This is a genomic window from Glutamicibacter sp. AGC84 (assembly GCF_053543575.1).
In genome coordinates this window covers 95,257-115,730 of record NZ_JBLVOC010000007.1, presented here as the reverse complement: position 1 = coordinate 115,730, position 20,474 = coordinate 95,257, and the positions used below count along the sequence as shown (strand labels likewise).

Genomic DNA, 20,474 nt, shown 5'->3' with positions numbered 1-20,474 from the left:
AACACCACCAGAACACGCGTCTTCAGGCCGCTTCCCCATCCTCGCTTTGCCAGCTCGCTTCAGTGTCGGACGAACGTGACGGGTGCTGCACACGCTCCATTTCGCCGGTATCTGTCCGTACACGGTTGAAGGAACTCGTTCCAAAACGCAGATCGTGACCAATTGAATAAGCCTCGATATCTGCGCTATTCCCTCGCGAGCCATCTGCTCGTTCGAATTCTCGGATCTGCAACTTTCCGAAAATCATTACATGGTCGCCTTGCCCCAGGGATTCCATGGAATTCTCTCCCAGGGCACGGAACGCCGAAACCGCATACCAATTGGTCGGCCCGTCGACCCACTGCCCTGTTTCAAGATCGCGTTTTCGCTCATGCGTCGCGACTCGGAATTTCAAGATAGAAACGCCCTTGGGCGTAATGCTGAGTTGAGGTTCCGTTCCGACAATTCCGCGGATTGTCACAAGATCGCTCATTGGACTGCCTCCTATTGGATACAAATGGCAGAAGCCTTTTCTGCCATTGAATCCGATGATGGCGCACCGCAAGATCCGGTCGGACGCAAAGTCAACGGCCTGTGGATAAATCTTTAGCCCATTGAGGTTTGAATGCGCCTTTCAATAGCATGGCGGCTATGACGATTCCTGGCAAGATCCAGCCGGACCAACCCATGATTGATGCTTTTGTTGCGTCCAAAGGAACTCCCATCACCATAAACAGTGAAACCAATCCCACGCTGGCGTTGAAGGCTCCATGCGCCAAAGCCGCTGGCCATACGGAATCACTGTAGGTACGCAACCAGCCAAGAAAGGCGCCAAATACGGTACACATGCCGCACATAGCCATGACTCCCCACGCGCCCGCAGCCATCGGATAGTTGTAGCCCAGAAGCACCAATGGTGCATGCCAGATCCCCCAGACGACGCCGGATACAAGAATTGATACAAGTTGCCCATAAGGCTGCAGGCGAATCCAAAGCCATCCCCGCCAACCAATCTCCTCTCCTAAAGCAAACAAGGAATTCATGAGGCCAGCGACAACTATCAACCCCGCCTGTCCGAGAAGGTAGATTGTCGGGCCTTCCTGGCCGGAGACAACGCGCAGTACGGTGAAATTCTGCAGATCACCAGGGAAGACCCCTAGCCATGTTCCGATGAAGGGCGCTTGAAGTATGAGCCCGAGCGGAATCACATAGGACAGCACCAGTGCGATGGCAAACTTCCCCGGACGCTTGATTGGCCAGAGCCCAACCTCGGAGGTGAAGCTCGTTAGCCGGCGTTCGACAATGGCAATCACTAGAGCAGCGATGGTCGGGGTAAACATCATTGCCATGGCGATTCCTGGAAGCTTGGCATCATTTATGCCTTCTCCCATCCAAAGCGGCAACGCTACGGCCCAAGCTAAAACCACGCTTAGCACACAGAAGCACACGATGCTCAACACGCTACCGATTCTCAATTTCGGCAACTTAACTACTCCTAATCAGATGATGATCTACATTCGTTTCTCCAGCCTATCGGCCTCAAGTCGTATTTTTGGTGATCAATGAGCTAAACTATTTTCGGTTATGCCTCCGTAGCTCAGCTGGATAGAGCAAGAGCCTTCTAATCTCTAGGTCGCCGGTTCGAATCCGGCCGGGGGTACGAAATAAACCGCCGTTCACTTGGTAATACAAGTGAACGGCGGTTTTCGCATCTATCCAGATCTAGGAATTTGACCAGTGTTAGGCCTCATTTCTAGCTTGAGGCCCTTTCCGGCCGAGCCTGTCAGCCAGCCCTCGTCCTATTTGCCGGCCACTAAATAAGCACCCGCCCAAGAAAGTTCCTTCCAGCGCGTTGTACCCATGCATCCCGCCGCCCCCGAATCCAGAAGCTTCACCGGCCGCATAAAGCCCGTCAAGAACTGTTCCGTCGTATTTGAGGACTCGCCCAGATAGGTCTGTCTGCAGTCCGCCTAATGACTTTCGCGTCAGAATGTGCAGCTTCACAGCTATCAATGGCCCCGCCGCAGGATCGAGTATCCTGTGCGGAGCAACTGCTCGGGTCAAACGGTCTCCGATGTACTTTCGGGCATTGCGGATAGATTGAATTTGGCGATCTTTGCTAAATGGATTTTCAGTTTGCGAATCACGAATCATTAGTTGCTGGTGAAGCCGCATCGGATCAATATGTGCTTCCGGCGCGATTGCATTCATCTTCGTCACGAGCTCCTCGACGGTAGTCGCTGAAACGAAATCCGCACCTTTGTTCAAGAAATCCGTGACCGGCCCCGGAGCACCCTTGCCAAAGAACCGGTCCTTGATAACTCCGGCTTTATCCCGATTAGTCAGATCTGGATTTTGCTCCGACCCTGACAGCGCAAACTCCTTCTCGATAATTCGCTGATTCAGCACGAACCATGAATAGTCGTACTTTCGCGCAGTGGGATCGGTGCGCAGGTATTTCAACGTGCCCAAAGTGTCGTGCCCCGGAAGGCAAGGAGGACGAAGGCGGTTCCCTTCGGCATCGAACCACATCGGGCTTGGACCGGGCAAAATTCTAATTCCATGAGCGGGCCAAATTGGGTTCCAATTCTGGATTCCCTCTGTGTAATGCCACATTCGATCGCGGTTAACAAGACGCGCCCCCACCTCCTGCGAGAGTTCAATGCCGCTGCCGTCAACATAATTCGGAACGCCGGTAATCATGCGCCCCGGCGCGATGCCGAGCCTGTCGGGCCAGAGTTTCCGAACCAGGTCCTGATTTCCGCCTATTCCCCCGGTTGCAATCACCACTGCTTCAGCCGAAAACTCGAACTCCGAAACCACGTTTCTTGACGACTGTTGCCCGCGTGGAGCGTCATCAGGCGACAAGACCTCACCGCGAACGCCGGTAACTGAACCGTCAGTGGTCACCAATCCAGTAACCCTGTGGCGGTTGAGCAACTCGGCATGTCCCGTTTGCAGTCCGTCGAGCACCCTATTCACAAATGGCATCGATACCCCGGTGCCAGTTCCCCAGGCGATGTGAAATCTGGGTACAGAATTCCCATGCCCTTCGGCGCGACCATCGCCGCGCTCTGCCCAGCCCACAACTGGAGTCAGATCTATGCCTTTTTGCTTGATCCAGGACCGTTTTTCAGTAGCTGCGAACTCCACGTAGGCTTTGGCCCAACGTTGCGCCCACAGGTCCTCATCGTCCAACCGGTCAAATTGTGCACTATGCTGCCAATCCGACCAGGCAAGGTCAAAAGAATCACGAACTCCCAAGCGGCGCTGTTCAGGAGTATCAACGAGAAACAGTCCCCCAAAAGACCAGTAAGCCTGGCCGCCGAGATTACCCCTGTTTTCCTGATCCAGGATTCGGACTCTCAGTCCTGCATCAAGTGCCTCGGACGCTGCAACCAGCCCGGCCAATCCAGCACCCACGATGATCACTCCGCATTGTTCGGAACTCAACTTCACGATCCCACCTCTGCACGCAAGAAATTTACGAGTTTTCATCTCGAGCGTACTTCCCGGTGGGCAATGCCACCATACCCGTATTTTCCGCAAAGAAATCTGCTGACTAGCGAGAACTTTCGTTCTTCACCACCGTTTCTCTTCCTGGTCCGGCCGTCGAATCTGTGAATGTCATGATCGTGAGCCGTGCAGCGGCGCATAATCACTCAGAATCCCGACTGAACAGTAACTTATCCCCCTAATTTGAGATAAACTCTAGGAATTGTAGAAATCGAAAGGGACAGTGCCCGATGACCCAACTGGTCGCCCACCTCGCGCGACAGAGAATCACGGAACGCACCAGCATCAATCTAATATTCCTTCTTGCAGGATTATCTTTTGCGACTTGGGCAGGCCGCCTCTCCATTATCGACGCTGTTTTCGATTTCTCTGGCTTGAACCTCGGATCGTTCTTGATTTGCAGCACCATCGGAACTTTGCTCGGAATCTCCCTTATTCCGTCGGTGAGCAAATTCGTTCCAACACGCCGCCTGTTGTGCTGTTTGCCCATCGGATTAGCAGCATGCTTGGTCGTACTGGGCATAGCCATTTCGATAACCGAGGAAGCCACTCTTGCCTACGTAGCCCTGTTCTTTTACGGGCTTACTTTTGGCTGTTTGGACATCATGATGAACGTCAGCGGCGCACAGGTTGAACGTCGTGTCGGCCGCAGCATCATGCCTTCCCTTCATGGGTTCTTCAGCCTGGGAACCCTAATTGGCGCCGGGGTGGCAACAGCAACCATTTCCTTGAATATCTCGAGCCTTTGGCACTTCTCGTTTGTCGCGGTCATCATTCTTCTTCTCGCTTACGTTGCCCATCGAGGTATTACCTGCTGGGAAAACGAAAATTTGGTTCCAATCAACAAGGATGTCCCCCAGAACCGAATTCAATCAACGCACAAAATGGGACTCTTGCTGCTGCTTGGCATAATGGTCGCCGGTTTAAGTTTCAGCGAGGGTGCGGCCAATGATTGGATTGCCGTTACTTCGGTTGACGGGCACGGTTTCAAGCATCAAATTGGCGCGCTCATGTTCACCTTGTTCGTCGCAGCAATGACGCTGGGACGCTTTGTCGGCGGTCGCCTTGTGGACCGCTTCGGCACGAAAAATACACTCCTGATCATGGGAATTATCGGCCTTCTCGGCGTCGGCTTGTTCATCACCGGCACAAGTCCCTCCCTAGTAGGCCTCGGTGCAGCATTGTGGGGCCTCGGTAGCTCGCTCGGCTTCCCCTTGGGCATGAGCATCGCTGCTTCCCGCGGAGAACGCCTGGGTCCAAAAGCGGTGAGCATCGTCAGTGCGTTTGGATATGGAGCAATGCTTGGCGGTCCACCATTTATTGGTTTCGTCGTCGATACCTTGAAGTTACCTCAGGCCTTATGGATTTGCGCGGTAGTTCTGATTATTTCGTTGTCCTTGACGCCGGCGGTAACCCGCAACCGGAAGCCGTCCGACAAGACGTCCTAGACGGGCAGAACCGCACGCTCCTTGATGTTTCGCATGACTATGGTGCTCGTCAATTTTTCCACGCCCGGTAGATCAACTAGGACCTCGTCGTATACACGCTGGTAATGCGGCAGATCCTTGGCAAAGACTCGCAATAGGAAGTCTGGCTCGCCGAAAAGGCGCTGCGCATCAACTATTAGCTCTTCCCTCTCTACTGCTAATTCAAAATGCTTAAGCTGCGCTCTGTCTTTCAACGTGACGAAAACCAGGGCCTCGAATCCCAGTCCAACCTTCTCCGGGTCAATCACCGCTTGGTAGCCGCTGATGACTCCCCTGCGCTCAAGATCTTTGATCCGGCGATGGCAGGGAGCCACCGATAGCCCAACTTTTGCAGCTACCGCGGTAGCGCTCATCCGTCCGTCATTCTGCAACTCGGCCAAGATCGCACGGTCTAGTTCATCCATGAAATCAGACTACAGCACAAATAATTTGCGCCATTTAACGCCAGAGCAATTTTTTCTTGCCGAAGGGCCGGGTATCCCCAAAGAATCGGCAAGCACATTTCACGATTTTTTCCTTACTGTTATCAGAGCACAGGTTTCTAGATTTGGAGAAGCAATGGATCTCTCGCAGTTCACCGGGTTCCTCTTGGTATCGGTGACGTTGGCGTGCACGCCCGGCGCCGACTGGGCGTACATCATTTCCTCTGCACTGGGCAAAACCAGCTATCGCCCAGCCGTATGGGGATTGCTCTCGGGATACCTGGTTCATACTGCATTGCTGGTGTGCGGAATTGCGGCCCTGGTCGCGAGTTCCCCGTCACTTCTCCTCTGGCTCACGGCAGCCGGATCGGTCTATCTGCTGTGGCTAGGCATTGCGACCCTGCGTTCCTGCAGGAACGCCAGGTTCTTTGATGCCGATGCTCCATCTACCTCCGAAATTGAAGCACTCGATGGCGATTACCCTCGGAGCAATCCCGAACCTACCGATAGCACCGTCGCGCTATTGGACAAGGTCCGGCATCGATCGCTACGCGGCCAATTCCTCAAGGGCCTGCTCACCAGCGGCACTAACCCCAAGGCACTACTGCTGTATGTGGCCCTCATCCCGCAGTACCTGGACTCATCCCTGGATCTTCCCCTCTCCCTGCAAACCGGCGCTCTTGGGCTTACTCATTTCGCGGTATCGATCCTCGTGTACTTCTCCGTTGCATTGGCTGCCAGGGTGCTGCTTCGCTCCCGGCCCATGGCGGCACGCATCGTAACCATGTGCTCCGGAACCATAATGATCCTCTTGGCCCTGGGCTTGGTCTACGAACAATTCTTCGTCGCATAAGAATTTATTGAACACTGATCAAGACAATTGAACGGTGATCAAGTATGCTCTTAATCGATGGCTCTTCGGTCATCTGTAACGCAAGCATGAATGGCTGTCCGATCATGGAGCCCGCCGTTCAAGCTACGAACCTTGCGCTGGAGCACTCGTGGAACTACCCCCAATTCGATTTGAGAATGTCACTGTCCGCTTTGAAGAGCGCGATGTCCTCAAAGATGTGCGCTTGACTCTCAACGAACAGCGCATCGGCATTATCGGGGCAAACGGTGCTGGGAAGAGTACGCTCTCCCGGCTCATCAATGGCCTCGTTTTGCCTACTGAAGGATCCGTGCACGTTGGCGACCTGAACACTCGGAATCATGCAAAGCAGATCCGCCGCGATGTTGGTTTTGTCTTCCAGAATCCAGCAAATCAAATCATCATGCCGCTGGTCTCTGAAGACATTGCGTTCGGACTGAAGAATTTGCAAATTCCCAAAGCAGAGCGCCAATTGCGCGTGCATGAGACACTGGCAGAGCTCAACATCTCGCATCTGGCAGGTCGCGAAAGCCACACTCTTTCCGGCGGCGAGCAGCAAATGGTCGCACTCGCTTCCGTCCTTGCCATGCGGCCACGAACCATTGTTTTCGATGAACCCACTACGATGCTGGATCTGCGCAATCGACTTGCTTTCCAACGCGAAATTGCCAAGCTGGCGCAACGTGCAATTGTGGTGACGCACGATTTGGAAATACTTGAAGATTTCGACCGCGTTCTCGTGGTCACCGACGGAGCTATCGAATTCGATGGCCGACCGGAAGAAGCAATCGCCCATTACCGCCAATGGAGCCACGCATGATCGCGTCCAAGAATACTTCGTATCTAGCGCGTGTTAAGCCGGGATGGAAATTCGGGACATTGCTGGTTCTGAGCATCGGGCTTTACTTGATTAGCTCGTGGCAGGTCTTGCTGCCCCTGTTCATTCTCAGTGCGATACTGCTGCTTTCGGCTAGGGTCGACCTCAAGCAGCTGCGCATGCCACTGTTCTCATTGGCCATGATTCTCGGCATCGTCTTCATTCTTCTCGGCCTGCAAACCGATTGGGCCAACGCCGTGGTCTCGGTCCTGCGGCTGCTGACCATGTGCCTGATGGCCTACGCCGTCAGCCTCACCACAAGCTTTGACGCGATGCTCGAGCTCTTCCAACAGGTTGCCTCTCCATTACGATTCCTTGGAGCTAATCCAGCGCAAATCGCATTGGGATTGTCCATGACAATACGGTTCATTCCGGAGTTGAAAAAGGTATACCTCGAAGTCCGCGAAGCCCAGCATGCTCGGGGTCTGGGCAACAATCCGTTGGCCGTGAGTGTCCCATTAGTTATCAGATCACTAAAAATCGCTGACGAGACAGCCGAAGCGTTAGACGCCCGCGGCTACGATTCAGCACCTTACCGACGCTAAGCGCGTCAGCTACTTCCATCTCGCTCGCACTTCCAAGGAAACACAATGCCAACTCGCACCGACTCAACTTCGCAAACTCGCAATACGGTATACGTCGCAGTCTTTGCCGCCATGATCGCGGCCATGGGGCTCCTTCCCCCTATTACATTGGGGATCATCCCGGTACCCATTACCCTGCAAACCCTGGGTGTCATGCTGGCCGGCGCCTTATTGGGACCTTGGCGAGGTTCATTGGCCTCACTGGTTGTCGTAGTCCTGTCTTTGGCAGGGCTGCCCTTGTTGGCTGGTGGGCGTGGTGGGCTTGGAGTCCTGTTCGGGCCGACCGGCGGATATCTCATTGGATGGATTTTCGGGTCACTCGTTATTGGAGCCCTCTTCAAATACTGGGTTCTGCGCAACGAAAACAAGGTCGCCCGATTCATGTCCGGACTGGCCTCGGCTCTCGTTGGCGGAATCGTCGTCATCTATCTGTTTGGCGTTCCGTGGACCGCTGCTGTTACCGGGCTTGATCTGGGCACATCCTTGCTGGGGTCTCTCGGATTCCTGCCCGGGGACGTCCTCAAAGCCGTAGTCGCCACCCTGGTGGCCCTGACCGTGCACCGTAGCTACCGCGGGTTGATGAAGTAGCTCGATGGAACTGTGGCAGGCACTGGCAAGGTGGGCCAATCAACGACCGGATCATCTTGCCCTGCTCACGGTTGAAAGCCGGCTGACTTATGCGCAGTTGGCCAGCAGAAGCGGTGCTCTGGCCAAGCGGCTAGAATCCGTTCCAGGCAATCGGATCGCTGTGCACACCAGCGATCCGATTGAGATGGCCATCGCTTTTTATGCGATCGCGCGCAGTGGCAAGACATTGGTGGTGATTGACCCTGCTTGGCCCGGAAATCTGGCCACTTCCATGGCAGCAGTTCTTCTATGCGATTTTGTGCTTGAATCGACGGTTCCGCGGCCTTTGCCCGGCGTCCCAAGATTCGCCTTGCCGCCCGAGCCACCCGAGCCCGGTGAATACATTGCGCCCGCGACCAAGACTCATTGCGCTGAAGACCTGCTGATCATATGCACTTCTGGAAGCTCATCGCGTCCCAAGGCTGTGCTCCGGAGTGCTGCATCGTGGGAAGCGTCCCTGAGTGCCGGCGCCACGATCTTGGGCGCTTCGCCAGATGATTCCACTCTTTGCCCGAGTCCCATTTCCCACGGTCTGGGCCTCTACGCGATGGTCGAGTCCCTGCATACTGGCGGCACCTTCGTGGCTTCCGGAAAATGGGATCAAAAGGGCGTTGCATCATTGCTGGCGCGCGTCAGCTGCACCCGTATCGTCAGCGTACCGACAATTCTTGGCAAGGTGCTGGCCCTGGATGACCCGGCACGGTTCTCCAGCCTGCGATTGGTCATCAGCGGCGGGGAATCCCTGGACCAGGAGACCATGCAAACTCTTCACCAGATGGCTCCCTCGGCGCGCTGCGTTGAATATTTCGGGAGCAGCGAGCACAGCCTCATCGCGTATCGCGAGCGGCTGGCCAACCAGCCGCGAACTCCGTATTTCGACGGCCAGCTGTTTCCTGGGGTGCAGGCTCACACCCATGAGGCAACGCCGGGTTCAGGCTTTGGCTCGCTCTATATCGATAGCCCGTTCAACGCCAAGGGGTACGACCTTAGCTCGGACTCTGTCATCGCTCGGTGCGGCACAGCGATCGGCATCGGCGATCAGGCGAAGCTCCTGGGTTCAAATCGCATCGTCCTGTCCCGTCGCAACGACGGGATGATGAATCTCAACGGAAACAATATCCACCCGGGCGAAGTGGGCGCAGCGCTTAATGCCGAGGGGCTGGCCAATGCCGTAGTGCGGATCGATGCATCGAGCGCACCAGCCAGGTTGCTGGCCTACACGGTTTCGCCACCCCGCAATCCGTCCGCTCTTCTCACCGGCCTGCAGAAGCATTTGCCCCAGTACAAGATCCCGCACCAAATCATCTACTTGCGATCGTGGCCCGAGACCTTCAGCGGAAAATTGAATGCCTCGGCTTTGGACTTCCAGGATCTGAACATTGAACGGAGCGACTGGCTCAGATGAATGACGCCTTCATTATCAATGCAGCACGCACGCCCATCGTTAGAGCAGGCAAGGAGTATTCCCGCATTACCGCAGACCAACTGCTGGCTCGGGTGATCAACGCGCTAATAGATCGAAGCGGCATCTCCCCTGCGGATGTAGACCACGTATTTGCCGGCAATGCGGCGGGACCGGGCGGAAATATAGCGCGAGTGTCTGCTTTGGCGTCGGTGCTGCCCAAGACCGTCAGCGCGACCAGCATCGATGCCCAATGCGCCAGTGGACTGGACGCAATTGCCGCCGCTGCGCGGATGATACGTTGCGGTGAAGCGCATGTCGTGGTGGCCGGTGGCGTGGAGTCGGTGAGTACCGCGCCATGGCGGGTTGAAAAGCAAACCTCCGTAATCCAGCCTCCGCGCCTCTACTCGCGTGCCCGATTCACTCCAGAGCGGGACCCGGACCCCGAAATGGGCGAAGCTGCGGAGAATATTGCCCAGTCCTACGGCATTGCACAAGAGCGGCAAGATTCTTTCGCATTGCAGAGCCACCAGCGTGCGCTGCGCGCTCAAGCGGCTGGACTCTTTGATCGCGAGCTTGTCACCGTGGATACAAGCAACGGGCAAGTAGCGGCCGACACCTGCCCCAGGCCCGGACTGACACTTCGCAAGCTCGCTGCGCTCAAGCCGGCATTCCTACCCGGTGGCACCGTGACTGCGGGAAACTCCTGCCCGATTAACGATGGTGCAGCTGCGGTAATCTTGGTGAGCGAACAAATGCGCCAGAGACTGAACCCAACCTTCGCAATGCGCTACCTTGCTTCTGCTTCAGGTGCTTGCGATCCCAGCATTCTCGGCATGGCGGCGGTACCGGCGTACCGCAAGCTCATCGGCCTGCTGCCATCCGCTGCTGCTTCCAGCACTCCACTGATCGAGTTCAACGAAGCCTTTGCGGTCCAGGCCCTGGCATGCCTCGATGAGCTAGGGATCACCGAGGTGACGGTGAACCAAGGTGGCGGGGCCTTGGCGTTGGGACACCCCTACGGTGCTAGCGGCGCGATTCTTGCGACTCGGCTGTTCTGGCAGGCCAACCAGGCTCGGATACCTGGGCAAAGGGCGATCGCGCTCATGGCCGCCGCGGGTGGCACCGGAAGCGCGTTTGCTTTCGAGTCAGTACCGCATTGAGCCCTTGGGGCATTGGCCTAGATGTTGAACCCCAAGGCCTGCATCTGATTCCGGCCGTCGACAAGGTTCTTCAGCACTTCATCAATCTGCGCTTCGAGTAGATCGGTCAGCGGGCAGGCAGGCGTCGTCAACGTCAGGTCGATTTCCAGGACTGAATCGCCGTCGAAACACCGTCCGTAAAGCAGGCCCAGGCCAACAATGTTGACTCCCAGCTCGAGGTCATTCACGTCCTTGGGTGCTTCGTCGATTTCTGCGATCGGCCACGTTGCGCTCTCATGTGCACCATTTGCGGCTTCGGACATGCGCTGCTCCCCGATTCTGCCCCGGGTACCCCTTTCCCTTTCGGCTCTTCCACGAGATACCAGAAGGAATGCAGGCCCCTCGGGCGTTAACGAACAGAACCGCTCACCCCCGTAGGGAGCAAGCGGTTCTGCTTGAAACAGCCTAAATTAGATGTTGAAGCCCAGGGCTCGCATCTGATCGCGACCGTCATCGGTGATTCGTTCTGGACCCCAAGGCGGCATCCAGACCCAGTTCAAACGGTGGTCGTCCACAACGCTCTCCAGCGCCTGGCCGACCTGCTCTTCGATAATATCGGTGAGCGGGCAAGCGGCGGTTGTCAGTGTGAGGTCCAGCAAGAGTACGCCGTCATCCGCGTACTTCAGGCCGTACAGCAAACCCAGGTCGACAATATTGACACCCAGTTCAGGGTCAATGACGTCCTTGAGCGCTTCCTCAACGTCTTCCAGAGGAGTCGTAGCGGCTCCCGTGCTCTGTTCGGTCGATTCGCTCATGATTGTAACCTTAGGCCTTGACGTTCAGGTAACGGTCGTAGCCTTCTTCTTCCAGACGGTCAGCCAGTTCCGGGCCGCCCTGTTCTGCAACTCGGCCATCCACGAACACGTGCACGAATTCTGGCTTGATGTAGCGCAGGATGCGGGTGTAGTGGGTGATGAGCAGGGTGCCCATTTCGTTCTCGTCCTGTGCGCGGTTAACGCCCTCGGAGACAACCTTCAGAGCGTCGACGTCCAGGCCGGAGTCGGTCTCGTCCAGCACTGCGAACTTGGGCTTGAACAGTTCCAGCTGCAGGATCTCGACGCGCTTCTTCTCGCCACCGGAGAAGCCTTCGTTGACGTTACGGCCAGCGAAGTCGGCATCGATCTTCAGCTTGCTCATAGCTTCCTTGACGTCCTTGGTCCAAGTACGAAGCTTTGGAGCTTCGCCGTCGATGGCGGTCTTGGCGGTACGCAGGAAGTTGGTCATGGTTACGCCTGGTACCTCTACCGGGTACTGCATAGCCAGGAACAGGCCAGCCTTGGCGCGCTCGTCGACGCTCATCTCCAGGACATCTTCACCATCGAGGGTGATGGAGCCGGAGGTGACGTTGTAGCGCGGGTGGCCAGCGATGGTCGAAGCCAAGGTCGACTTGCCCGAGCCGTTAGGGCCCATGATTGCGTGGGTTTCGCCGGTCTTGATGGTCAGGGTTACACCCTTGAGAATTTCCTTCTCGCCCTGCTCGGTGTCAATCGAGACGTGCAGGTCCTTGATTTCCAGAGTAGACATACGTCGTTCCGTTTCTTTCTAAAAAGCGCTAAGGCTAAAAAGCTGGTGAAGCGAGCACTACCTAGTTCTCGGTAGCAGCCAATTCTTCTTCGATGGTGTCGGTCAGTCGCTCCTGCAGAGCCTCATCGCCGATCTGCTGAACGATTTCGTTCAGGAATCCGCGAACTACCAAGCGGCGTGCGGTCTTTTCATCGATGCCGCGAGCCATCAGGTAGAAGAGGTGCTCATCGTCGAAGCGGCCGGTGGTCGATGCGTGGCCAGCACCATCGATCAGACCGGTTTCGATTTCAAGGTTCGGAACCGAATCAGCGCGGGCGCCATCGGTCAGAACCAGGTTGCGGTTGGCTTCGTAGGAGTCGGTACCAACAGCAGCCTTCTGGATCAGCACATCGCCAACCCACACGGTGTGTGCGTCCTTGCCCTGCAGCGCACCCTTGTACAGCACGTTCGACTTGCAGTTGGCCACAGCGTGGTCAACGAACAAGCGGTGCTCCAGGTGCTGGCCGGCATCTGCGAAGTACAAGCCGTAGAGCTCGATCTCAGCGCGTTCGCCGGTGAAGCGAGCCGACGGGTTCACGCGAACCAGGTCGCCACCGAAGGAAACAACAATGTGCTTGAACGAAGCGCCAGCAGCTACCAGCGCCTGCTGCGAGGAAGCGTGAACGGCGTCATCTTCCCAAGCCTGCAGGGAGATCACGGTCAAGCGGGCGTTGGCCTGGACGTCGAACTCGACGTTCTGTGCCAGCACTGCCGAACCGACGTGGTCCAGCACAACAGTAGCCTCGGAATTTTCCTCGGCAACAACGATGAGGTGCTGAGCCGCCGCTGCCAGCGACTCGCCGGTGATGCGCAGGGTTGCGTTGGCACCTTCGGCGTTCTTCGGGATCGTCACAACGTGGGTCTCGGAAGCGAACTTCCAAGCGTTGGCCGACACGCGGTCATCCGGGGTATGCGCAACACCGTTCAGCGCGTCGCCAGCCGGAACAACCGACAGCTTGGCGATTCCGTTGCCGGCGAGCTCTATCTTCGGAGCCGCGCCGGTGAGGTCATCGCTGTGCAGGCCCTTCAGGCGCTTGAGCGGGGTGAAGCGCCAGTCCTCTTCACGACCGGTCAGTTTGGCGAAGTCATCTACATTGGTGCTGGTCAGTCGACCGGCACGCGATGAATCGGGAACTCCAACTCCGCCGCCGTGGCTGTGCGCCTTGGTGGAGGCACCGGCCAGCGGCGAGCTGTCGTTGTCGTTGATCGGCGAAAGGTCTTCGCCCTCTTCGGTGAAACCAGGAATCGATGGTGCGCCGATGCGCGCCTTCTCTGCTGGGATATGGGTGGTGGTCTCCGACATTCTTAGCCGACCGATCCTTCCATCTGAAGTTCAATAAGGCGGTTCAGTTCCAGCGCGTACTCCATAGGCAGCTCGCGTGCGATTGGCTCAACGAAGCCGCGCACGATCATTGCCATGGCCTCGTCCTCGGCCATGCCGCGGGACATCAGGTAGAACAGCTGCTCTTCGGAAACGCGCGAGACGGTCGCCTCGTGGCCCATGGTTACGTCGTCCTCGCGGACGTCGATGTACGGGTAGGTATCCGAACGCGAGATCTGGTCGACCAGCAACGCGTCGCAGACCACCGAGTTCTTGGTGCCCTTGGCGCCTTCCTGGACCTGGACCAGGCCGCGGTAAGCCGAGCGGCCACCGTTACGAGCCACCGACTTGGCCACAATGGCCGAAGAGGTGTTCGGAGCGATGTGGACCATCTTGGATCCGGTGTCCTGGTGCTGGCCCTCGCCGGCGAAGGCGATGGACAGGGTCTCACCCTTGGCGCGTTCGCCAACGAGGTAAACGGCTGGGTACTTCATGGTGACCTTCGAGCCGATGTTGCCATCGACCCATTCCATGGTGGCGCCTTCTTCGCAGACGGCACGCTTGGTCACCAGGTTGTAGACGTTGTTCGACCAGTTCTGGATCGTGGTGTAGCGAACGCGGGCGTCCTTCTTCACGATGATTTCCACAACGGCAGAGTGCAGCGAATCCGACTGGTAGATCGGTGCGGTGCAACCCTCGATGTAGTGAACGTAGGAGCCCTCATCAGCGATGATCAGGGTGCGTTCGAACTGGCCCATGTTTTCCGTGTTGATGCGGAAGTAAGCCTGCAGCGGGATCTCCACATGTACGCCCTTCGGGACGTACACGAACGAGCCGCCGGACCACACGGCAGTGTTCAGCGAAGCGAACTTGTTGTCGCCCGCTGGAATGACCGAGCCGAAGTACTCCTGGAAGATCTCCGGGTGCTCCTTCAGTCCAGTGTCGGTGTCAAGGAAGATGACGCCCTGGGCTTCAAGGTCTTCACGCAGCTGGTGGTAGACAACCTCGGACTCGTACTGGGCGGCAACGCCGGACACCAGACGCTGCTTTTCAGCCTCTGGAATACCCAACTTGTCGTAGGTGTTCTTGATGTCTTCTGGAAGTTCTTCCCAGGAGGTCGCCTGCTTCTCGGTGGAACGCACGAAGTACTTGATGTTGTCGAAATCAATACCCGAGAGGTCTGGACCCCAGGTAGGCATTGGCTTGCGATCGAAGTACTTCAGCGCCTTCTGGCGACGCTCCAGCATCCATTCTGGCTCGGACTTCAGGGCGGAAATATTCGCCACTACGTCCTTGTCGACGCCACGGCGCGCATTTGCACCCGCGTCGTTCTTGTCTGACCAGCCGTATTCGTAATTGCCGATTCCGTGGAGTTCGGGGTTCTTCTCCAGAATTTCGGAAATTACACCCGGGTCGGCAGACTCCTGTGCAATCTGATCCGTCATCGCGGCCTCTCCTGCTTCGTGAACTGAATTCGAGTTCTTTTCTCAGCGCGCATTGGCGCCTTTTCACGCCCCACAGGGATGTGGGTCGTGCACACGTGTCCTCCACCGGCCAAGGTCGACAGTCGTCGGACGTCGACGCCTAGCAAGCGGGCGAACATTTCCGTTTCCATGTCGCAAAACACTGGAAACTCTCGTGCCAAGTCTTGTATCGGGCAGTGTCCCTGGCATAGCTGCACGCTATGCATCAGGGCAGTTGCCACTTTGGTATCCACTTTTCGGGTGTATCCCACGAATCCATCTGCACTGAGCAAATTGCCCAGCACCTCGGCTCGTGCTTCCAGCCCTTCAACGCCGACCAGCGCCTTGGCGTATCGGTCTTCCATTGATGCGAAGCGGTTACGCGCAAACTTGCGAATCGCGTCCTCTCCGGCCGCATCGCCGAGCATCTTCAATGCGTCGGAAGCAATCTCCAGGTAATCGTTGCCCAACTTCGTCTGCCCGCGGTGCGAAAGCACGTAGCGACGCGACGGACGTCCAGCACCGGTTTTCTGGTTGGCTACCAGTTTCACCTCTACGAGTCCCGATTTTGAGAGCGCGTCGAGGTGACGGCGGACCGCAGCAGGCGTGAAGCCCAGCTTGCTTCCAAGCTCGGCAGCACTGACCGGCCCGTCCTCGAGTACTGCGTACAGGACGCGGTCGCGCGTACGCTCCTCGGTATCCCCAACTGCGCCAACTGTCGCGGCAGTGGAGCCACTAGCTGATTCTGAATTTGATGAATACACAACACAATCATGCGTAAATTTTTGCTCTAGGTCTAGTAAGGAAGGACTTACTAAGGACATGCTTGCCCGACTAGTGCGTTACTTGAATCGAACCTCTGACACTCCCATTGTCCCGCCCACCTCAACGGAACTCGAGGGTTGGTGACAAAACACTCAGCTCAGCCAGTTCGACATGTCGTAGAATGTTTCAGTGTCTTCTGTAACTCCCAGCCTTGTCATCAACGAGCTGGCTAAAGATTTAGGTCCAGTCCCCGCCTTGGACAATCGCATGTTGCGAGTCCTGGAGTCGGTGTCCCTAAAAGCTTATCCGGGTCAGGTCACCACGCTTTTAGGAGCTAACGGAGCCGGCAAATCCACGACCCTCGCTTGTGCCCAGGGGCTGCTTCAGCCCGAAGGCGGAACCGTCGAACTCCTGGGCCAGAACCCCTTCGGCGACAATCCCGAATTGCGTTCCCGCGTCGGAGTCATGCTCCAAGACGGAGGGTTGCCACCCTCAATGCGACCGGTTCCGCTCTTGAGGCACGTCGCTTCCCTCTATCAGAAGCCCATTGATATTGATGCGTTGATCACACGGTTGGATCTCGAATCATTTGGCACCCGCACGATCCGCCGTCTCTCTGGTGGCCAGAAGCAGCGCGTCGCCTTGGCCCTGGCGCTGGCCGGAGATCCGGAAGTGCTCTTCCTCGATGAACCAAGTGCTGGGCTGGATCCGCAGTCCCGCCAGGTAGTCTTCGACCTCATTGCCGAACTTCGCGATGCAGGAAAGGCCATCATCCTCACCACCCACCTCATGGATGACGCGCAACGCCTCAGCGACTACGTCTACATCATCGACAAGGGCTGCACCGTGGCGCAAGGCACCGTGGCCGAGCTGACGGCCCGCGCTGCCGAAGACCAGGACACCCGCCCGGTGTCCTTCTCCGCCCCAGCAGGGCTGCGCCTACCTGAACCACCGGCAGGATTGCACCTGGAGGAGACCGGAGCCGGCCAATACCGGCTCGACGGGGTCAACTCCCCCGAACACTTGAACTGGCTAACCCATTGGTGGCTCCAGGAGGGCATTTTGCCAACCGAGCTCAACTTGCAGTCACGAAGCCTCGAAGACGTTTTCCTTGAAATCGCACAGAAGGAGGGAAGGGCATGAGCCAAACACAGGCACGCTCCAATGCTGTCTCGCCACTGCGCCGAATCCTGAACCAGGGTAAATACGAATCCATCCAGATGCTCAGCAATGGCGAACAGCTCATTCTCGCTGTTGTCATGCCGCTCATTGCGCTCTTCGTGCTCACCCTGACCGATCTGGTCAAGGATGTCGCAGACCGCAGCATTGATGCCGCCGTTCCTGGCGTCTTGGCCTTGTGCGTCATTTCGACGGCTTTCACCGGGCAGGGAATTGGCACCGGATTTGACCGCCGCTATGGCGTGCTGACCATGTTCTCCACTACGCCGCTGGGGAAAACCGGACTGATTTTCGGCAAGGTCATTGCCGTGCTGTCGGTCCTGCTGATCCAGGTCGTCTTAATCTGCTCTGTCTCCTTGTTGTTCCTGGACTGGCATCCGAACCCTTGGGGCATTGCTCCGGCTATACTCTTCCTGCTCTTGGGCGCAGCCGCGTTTACCGCGCTAGGCCTGCTGATTGCCGGCACCGTCCGCCCTGAAGCGACGTTGGCGATCACCAACCTTGCCTGGATCCTGCTGGCCGGTGCCGGCGGTGTCCTCTACCCCTTGAGCATGGCCCCTCATTGGGCCCAGCCAACCCTGAATGCGCTGCCATCGGCAGCGCTGGGCGATGCCATGCGCGATGCCCTGATCCACGGCCAGTTCAGCATTGCTGGCCTTATCTTCTTGATCCTTTGGTCAGCAGTTGGCTCCTTTGCAGCCATCAAGCTGTTCAAATGGAGCTGACCACCACCCAAATTCCGAAAAGGGAGATTTCAATGTCTTCAGCCCAAGCCACCCAGAGCTGGGCCGATAAACTGCCCACGAAGGTCACTCGCCTCGTGCATGGTCTCGCGATCGCATCCCTGATCTCGCAGATTGGCATTATCGTCACCGGTGGAGCCGTACGCTTGACGAATTCGGGCCTCGGCTGCTCCCACTGGCCCAATTGCGTTCCCGGTTCGATGACCCCTGTCCCGGAAATGGGCATCCATGGAATCATCGAGTTCGGCAACCGCCTGCTGACCTTTGTCCTGCTGGTCATCGCTGTCGCGTTCCTGATCTCCATCTGGAAGACGCGCCCTACCCACCGCACCCTGTTCAAGCTGTCCATCGGCTTGCTCGCCGGCATCGCGTTGCAGGCACTCATCGGAGCCATCACCGTGTGGACCGGACTGAACGCTTGGGTCGTTTCGGTGCACTTCCTGATTTCCGGCGCACTGGTCATCATGGCAACATTCCAGGTGAACCGCACCGCCAAGGAACTGAAGAACCGCAAGTTCGATCAGAGCAGCAAGTCGATCCGCCAGCTCTCCTTCGCCGCATGGATCTTCTCCCTGCTCGCAGTGGCATTCGGAACTATCGTGACCGGCACCGGACCGCATGCAGGCGATGCCGATGCCCCGCGCCACTTGTTCGATCCGCTGCTGGTAACCCGCATGCATACTGCTCCGGTGTACTTGCTCGTTGCCGCAACCATCGTGGTGCTGATTCTGGCCTACAAGCAGGGCGGAAACATCCAGCTTCGCATCGCCATCTGGTGGCTTGTCGCGGCAATTGCGGTCCAGGCAGCAATTGGCTACATCCAGCATTTCAATGGGCTGCCAGTCGCCCTGGTACTCTCCCACATGCTCGGCGCGAGCTTGCTGCTTGCCGCCTCCGCAAACGTCTGGGATCGGGCTGCCATCCTTCCGGAATACCAGCGCAACGATTCCTAGAATCCTGAGTAAATGACTGGGGGTTGCCCTGCACTCGATGTGCAAGGCAACCCCCAGTTGCTTAACGCTGTCCCCCGGCCGTTCCACGGCGCGTGAACCACATCAAACCATAAAGTCCAAAGAAGAAATAGACTGTTCCGGCTAGCCAGAATGCCGCAAGCAGCAGGCCTTGATCCACGGTGGAAACCGCAAGAAGGGCGGCGCCGTTAGCGCAGGTAGCCCATAGAGCAATCCGGGAATTGGACAAGAACCCGATGCCGCAGGCCAAGCCCAGGGCAAGGTATGCGTATACGGCGACGTTCGGCTCGATACTCGTGAACGATGCGGCTCCCAGGAGCACGACTGGCAATAGCAGAGCAGTGCCACCAATGATGCGGATCAACTTTGAACGCGGTTCTCGATTCACCGATTTGGACGAACGCCCATTGATTCCGACTAGCATCCATGCTGCGACCATTGACGGGATATAGAAGATTCCACTGCTGGTAATTAATCCGGCAACGAGCACTGTCATGCACAAGGCCGCCGCGTAGCCGTAGATTCGTGCCGTTTTTCCCTTCATGACCGCGGTGGCCGCTACGCCAAGTCCGAATATTGCGAAGATCAGCAGTTGCAATGCGCCTTGCTCATATATCGAGTCGTAGCTACTGCCCTCACCTTCTGGCACAGAAGCGCCAAAAATCAGGTCACCCAGGGTATCTGCCAGAGTCGTATCGATGATGGAGACAAGGACACCGAGGACCAGTGCCACCGCACCGAGCACCAAGCTATTCCTGCGTAGGATGGCCCGCTCCTGCGGAGCCGCGTACTCGGCCATCAGAGGGGCTGCAACAGTTTCAGGACTGCCTAGCGCGGCGAGGATTTGGTCATCATCCCTGCCTAGGGCTCGGCCATCCTCGATATGCTGCGCCACATCCTCCAGAAGCTCTAAGCCCATATCCCTTGGAGCACCGCGCAGGAGCTTCCCCAATTCCCGCAAATACGCTTCCGCACTGTACTGCTCAGCTGTCGATGCCATGTTGCTCTCCAAGTAGATCGGTGACTTGCATTGAAATTGCTTCCCATACCCCGCGGAACTCGCCAACCATCAGATGCCCGTGCTCGGTAATGGTGTAGTACTTCCGTTTGCGTCCCGACGCGCCTTCTTCCCAGTAGGTTTCTACCAGCCCAGTGGCTTTCATGCGCGCCAGCAACGGATACAGGCTCCCCTCGCCGGCGGTAAGCTTCCGCGCGGTGAGCTCTTCTGCCAGCTCCAACCCGTATTTATCTCCGCTGGCTAACGAAGCCAGCACACAGTACTCAAGGACGCCCTTGCGTATATTCGTGGCGATTTTCTCGCGTTGATCGGACATGCGATAACCATACCTTGCGTAGCAAGACTTGCATAGCAAGATCTAGTCTTATTTCCCACGATGAGAGTAATTTCTGCCTAAACGCATAGTGCGCATGCATTGGCCGATGCGAAGGGCAACTACGCTCGAACGCAGAAAAGCGGCCCTTCCTGGAATCCATTTTCATTT

Annotated in this window: 22 protein-coding genes and 1 tRNA gene; 11 read left to right on the top strand and 12 right to left on the bottom strand. The window is 57.1% G+C overall.

All coding sequences use genetic code 11. The features are described 5' to 3' along the window. Positions 1–22: 22 nt before the first annotated feature. A complete protein-coding gene (locus ACNPN0_RS05885) occupies positions 23–472 on the bottom strand; it encodes a single-stranded DNA-binding protein (protein WP_105659229.1) in 450 nt (149 codons plus the stop codon). Positions 473–563: 91 nt separating this feature from the next. Then, positions 564–1,439, bottom strand: coding sequence for a CPBP family intramembrane glutamic endopeptidase (locus ACNPN0_RS05880; RefSeq protein WP_400342454.1), 876 nt, complete (start codon positions 1,437–1,439; stop codon positions 564–566). 126 nt (positions 1,440–1,565) lie between these two features. On the opposite strand from ACNPN0_RS05880, the gene ACNPN0_RS05875 reads away from it, so the two are divergent. Beyond that, a tRNA-Arg gene (locus ACNPN0_RS05875) sits at positions 1,566–1,639 on the top strand. Between the two features lie 80 nt (positions 1,640–1,719). Here ACNPN0_RS05875 and ACNPN0_RS05870 read toward each other — a convergent pair. After that, positions 1,720–3,432, bottom strand: a complete 1,713-nt coding sequence (locus ACNPN0_RS05870) for an FAD-binding dehydrogenase (protein WP_448938497.1) — start codon at positions 3,430–3,432, stop codon at positions 1,720–1,722. A 293-nt stretch (positions 3,433–3,725) separates the two neighbouring features. Between ACNPN0_RS05870 and ACNPN0_RS05865 the strand changes: the two genes are divergently transcribed. Continuing rightward, complete coding sequence (locus ACNPN0_RS05865) at positions 3,726–4,943, top strand: MFS transporter (RefSeq protein ID WP_105659215.1); 1,218 nt, start codon at positions 3,726–3,728, stop codon at positions 4,941–4,943. On the opposite strand, the gene ACNPN0_RS05860 is transcribed toward ACNPN0_RS05865, so the two are convergent. After that, complete coding sequence (locus tag ACNPN0_RS05860; RefSeq protein ID WP_105659214.1) at positions 4,940–5,386, bottom strand: Lrp/AsnC family transcriptional regulator; 447 nt, start codon at positions 5,384–5,386, stop codon at positions 4,940–4,942. The two genes, ACNPN0_RS05865 and ACNPN0_RS05860, sit on opposite strands and share 4 nt — an antisense overlap. Before the next feature lie 154 nt (positions 5,387–5,540). Between ACNPN0_RS05860 and ACNPN0_RS05855 the strand changes: the two genes are divergently transcribed. The 6 genes from ACNPN0_RS05855 (at position 5,541) to ACNPN0_RS05830 (ending at position 10,928) form a co-directional block, all read left to right on the top strand. Next, positions 5,541–6,257, top strand: coding sequence for a LysE family translocator (locus tag ACNPN0_RS05855; RefSeq protein WP_448938452.1), 717 nt, complete (start codon positions 5,541–5,543; stop codon positions 6,255–6,257). A 148-nt stretch (positions 6,258–6,405) separates the two neighbouring features. Beyond that, the gene (locus ACNPN0_RS05850; RefSeq protein ID WP_448938451.1) at positions 6,406–7,095 is read left to right on the top strand and encodes an energy-coupling factor ABC transporter ATP-binding protein; all 690 of its coding nucleotides are present in this window, start codon (positions 6,406–6,408) and stop codon (positions 7,093–7,095) included. Then, on the top strand, positions 7,092–7,697 hold the full coding sequence (locus tag ACNPN0_RS05845; RefSeq protein ID WP_332498347.1) for an energy-coupling factor transporter transmembrane component T family protein: 606 nt from the start codon (positions 7,092–7,094) through the stop codon (positions 7,695–7,697). The genes ACNPN0_RS05850 and ACNPN0_RS05845 overlap by 4 nt, the downstream gene beginning before the upstream one ends. Before the next feature lie 45 nt (positions 7,698–7,742). Continuing rightward, on the top strand, positions 7,743–8,324 hold the full coding sequence (locus ACNPN0_RS05840; RefSeq protein ID WP_332728176.1) for a biotin transporter BioY: 582 nt from the start codon (positions 7,743–7,745) through the stop codon (positions 8,322–8,324). Positions 8,325–8,328: 4 nt separating this feature from the next. Continuing rightward, positions 8,329–9,768: a class I adenylate-forming enzyme family protein gene (locus ACNPN0_RS05835; protein ID WP_448938450.1), complete on the top strand. Its 1,440-nt coding sequence runs from the start codon at positions 8,329–8,331 to the stop codon at positions 9,766–9,768. Continuing rightward, positions 9,765–10,928, top strand: a complete 1,164-nt coding sequence (locus ACNPN0_RS05830) for a thiolase family protein (protein WP_332486811.1) — start codon at positions 9,765–9,767, stop codon at positions 10,926–10,928. Before ACNPN0_RS05835 ends, ACNPN0_RS05830 begins: the two co-directional genes overlap by 4 nt. Positions 10,929–10,945: 17 nt before the next feature. Here the strand turns inward: ACNPN0_RS05830 and ACNPN0_RS05825 are convergent, their stop codons facing one another. The 6 genes from ACNPN0_RS05825 to ACNPN0_RS05800 all read right to left on the bottom strand — a co-directional run bounded on the left by ACNPN0_RS05825 (position 10,946) and on the right by ACNPN0_RS05800 (position 16,078). Continuing rightward, positions 10,946–11,230 carry a metal-sulfur cluster assembly factor gene (locus ACNPN0_RS05825; protein ID WP_105656642.1) on the bottom strand — a complete coding sequence of 95 codons (285 nt, stop codon included), beginning with the start codon at positions 11,228–11,230 and terminating at the stop codon, positions 10,946–10,948. Between the two features lie 147 nt (positions 11,231–11,377). Further along, positions 11,378–11,722, bottom strand: coding sequence for a metal-sulfur cluster assembly factor (locus ACNPN0_RS05820; protein ID WP_133834193.1), 345 nt, complete (start codon positions 11,720–11,722; stop codon positions 11,378–11,380). 10 nt (positions 11,723–11,732) lie between these two features. After that, positions 11,733–12,491: a Fe-S cluster assembly ATPase SufC gene (sufC, locus tag ACNPN0_RS05815; RefSeq protein WP_105656644.1), complete on the bottom strand. Its 759-nt coding sequence runs from the start codon at positions 12,489–12,491 to the stop codon at positions 11,733–11,735. 61 nt (positions 12,492–12,552) lie between these two features. Then, positions 12,553–13,833, bottom strand: coding sequence for a Fe-S cluster assembly protein SufD (sufD, locus tag ACNPN0_RS05810; RefSeq protein ID WP_133834194.1), 1,281 nt, complete (start codon positions 13,831–13,833; stop codon positions 12,553–12,555). A gap of 2 nt (positions 13,834–13,835) precedes the next feature. Further along, positions 13,836–15,296: a Fe-S cluster assembly protein SufB gene (gene sufB / locus ACNPN0_RS05805; protein WP_133834195.1), complete on the bottom strand. Its 1,461-nt coding sequence runs from the start codon at positions 15,294–15,296 to the stop codon at positions 13,836–13,838. Further along, entirely contained in the window at positions 15,293–16,078 is a 786-nt protein-coding gene (locus tag ACNPN0_RS05800) for a helix-turn-helix transcriptional regulator (protein ID WP_105656647.1), read from the bottom strand. The genes sufB and ACNPN0_RS05800 overlap by 4 nt, the downstream gene beginning before the upstream one ends. A 190-nt stretch (positions 16,079–16,268) precedes the next feature. Between ACNPN0_RS05800 and ACNPN0_RS05795 the strand changes: the two genes are divergently transcribed. From ACNPN0_RS05795 to ACNPN0_RS05785, 3 genes are read left to right on the top strand one after another with little or no spacing between them, the layout of a single operon-like run. Next, complete coding sequence (locus ACNPN0_RS05795; RefSeq protein ID WP_133834196.1) at positions 16,269–17,222, top strand: ABC transporter ATP-binding protein; 954 nt, start codon at positions 16,269–16,271, stop codon at positions 17,220–17,222. Next, positions 17,219–17,983 carry an ABC transporter permease gene (locus tag ACNPN0_RS05790; protein ID WP_448938449.1) on the top strand — a complete coding sequence of 255 codons (765 nt, stop codon included), beginning with the start codon at positions 17,219–17,221 and terminating at the stop codon, positions 17,981–17,983. The genes ACNPN0_RS05795 and ACNPN0_RS05790 overlap by 4 nt, the downstream gene beginning before the upstream one ends. Positions 17,984–18,015: 32 nt before the next feature. After that, positions 18,016–18,954 (top strand): COX15/CtaA family protein, encoded by a 939-nt coding sequence (locus tag ACNPN0_RS05785; RefSeq protein ID WP_448938448.1) that lies wholly within the window; start codon positions 18,016–18,018, stop codon positions 18,952–18,954. A 61-nt stretch (positions 18,955–19,015) separates the two neighbouring features. On the opposite strand, the gene ACNPN0_RS05780 is transcribed toward ACNPN0_RS05785, so the two are convergent. Beyond that, on the bottom strand, positions 19,016–19,972 hold the full coding sequence (locus ACNPN0_RS05780) for a DUF1700 domain-containing protein (protein ID WP_448938447.1): 957 nt from the start codon (positions 19,970–19,972) through the stop codon (positions 19,016–19,018). Next, positions 19,956–20,306 carry a PadR family transcriptional regulator gene (locus ACNPN0_RS05775; RefSeq protein ID WP_105656651.1) on the bottom strand — a complete coding sequence of 117 codons (351 nt, stop codon included), beginning with the start codon at positions 20,304–20,306 and terminating at the stop codon, positions 19,956–19,958. Before ACNPN0_RS05775 ends, ACNPN0_RS05780 begins: the two co-directional genes overlap by 17 nt. Positions 20,307–20,474: the final 168 nt, after the last annotated feature.

Bases quoted from the DNA above. Each gene is read 5' to 3' on its own strand.
- ACNPN0_RS05885 (WP_105659229.1), bottom strand. From the start codon at position 472: ATGAGCGATCTTGTGACAATCCGCGGAATTGTCGGAACGGAACCTCAA.
- ACNPN0_RS05865 (WP_105659215.1), top strand. From the start codon at position 3,726: ATGACCCAACTGGTCGCCCACCTCGCGCGACAGAGAATCACGGAACGC.
- ACNPN0_RS05860 (WP_105659214.1), bottom strand. From the start codon at position 5,386: ATGGATGAACTAGACCGTGCGATCTTGGCCGAGTTGCAGAATGACGGA.
- ACNPN0_RS05855 (WP_448938452.1), top strand. From the start codon at position 5,541: ATGGATCTCTCGCAGTTCACCGGGTTCCTCTTGGTATCGGTGACGTTG.
- ACNPN0_RS05845 (WP_332498347.1), top strand. From the start codon at position 7,092: ATGATCGCGTCCAAGAATACTTCGTATCTAGCGCGTGTTAAGCCGGGA.
- ACNPN0_RS05840 (WP_332728176.1), top strand. From the start codon at position 7,743: ATGCCAACTCGCACCGACTCAACTTCGCAAACTCGCAATACGGTATAC.
- ACNPN0_RS05835 (WP_448938450.1), top strand. From the start codon at position 8,329: ATGGAACTGTGGCAGGCACTGGCAAGGTGGGCCAATCAACGACCGGAT.
- ACNPN0_RS05830 (WP_332486811.1), top strand. From the start codon at position 9,765: ATGAATGACGCCTTCATTATCAATGCAGCACGCACGCCCATCGTTAGA.
- ACNPN0_RS05825 (WP_105656642.1), bottom strand. From the start codon at position 11,230: ATGTCCGAAGCCGCAAATGGTGCACATGAGAGCGCAACGTGGCCGATC.
- ACNPN0_RS05820 (WP_133834193.1), bottom strand. From the start codon at position 11,722: ATGAGCGAATCGACCGAACAGAGCACGGGAGCCGCTACGACTCCTCTG.
- sufC (WP_105656644.1), bottom strand. From the start codon at position 12,491: ATGTCTACTCTGGAAATCAAGGACCTGCACGTCTCGATTGACACCGAG.
- sufD (WP_133834194.1), bottom strand. From the start codon at position 13,833: ATGTCGGAGACCACCACCCATATCCCAGCAGAGAAGGCGCGCATCGGC.
- sufB (WP_133834195.1), bottom strand. From the start codon at position 15,296: ATGACGGATCAGATTGCACAGGAGTCTGCCGACCCGGGTGTAATTTCC.
- ACNPN0_RS05790 (WP_448938449.1), top strand. From the start codon at position 17,219: ATGAGCCAAACACAGGCACGCTCCAATGCTGTCTCGCCACTGCGCCGA.
- ACNPN0_RS05785 (WP_448938448.1), top strand. From the start codon at position 18,016: ATGTCTTCAGCCCAAGCCACCCAGAGCTGGGCCGATAAACTGCCCACG.
- ACNPN0_RS05780 (WP_448938447.1), bottom strand. From the start codon at position 19,972: ATGGCATCGACAGCTGAGCAGTACAGTGCGGAAGCGTATTTGCGGGAA.
- ACNPN0_RS05775 (WP_105656651.1), bottom strand. From the start codon at position 20,306: ATGTCCGATCAACGCGAGAAAATCGCCACGAATATACGCAAGGGCGTC.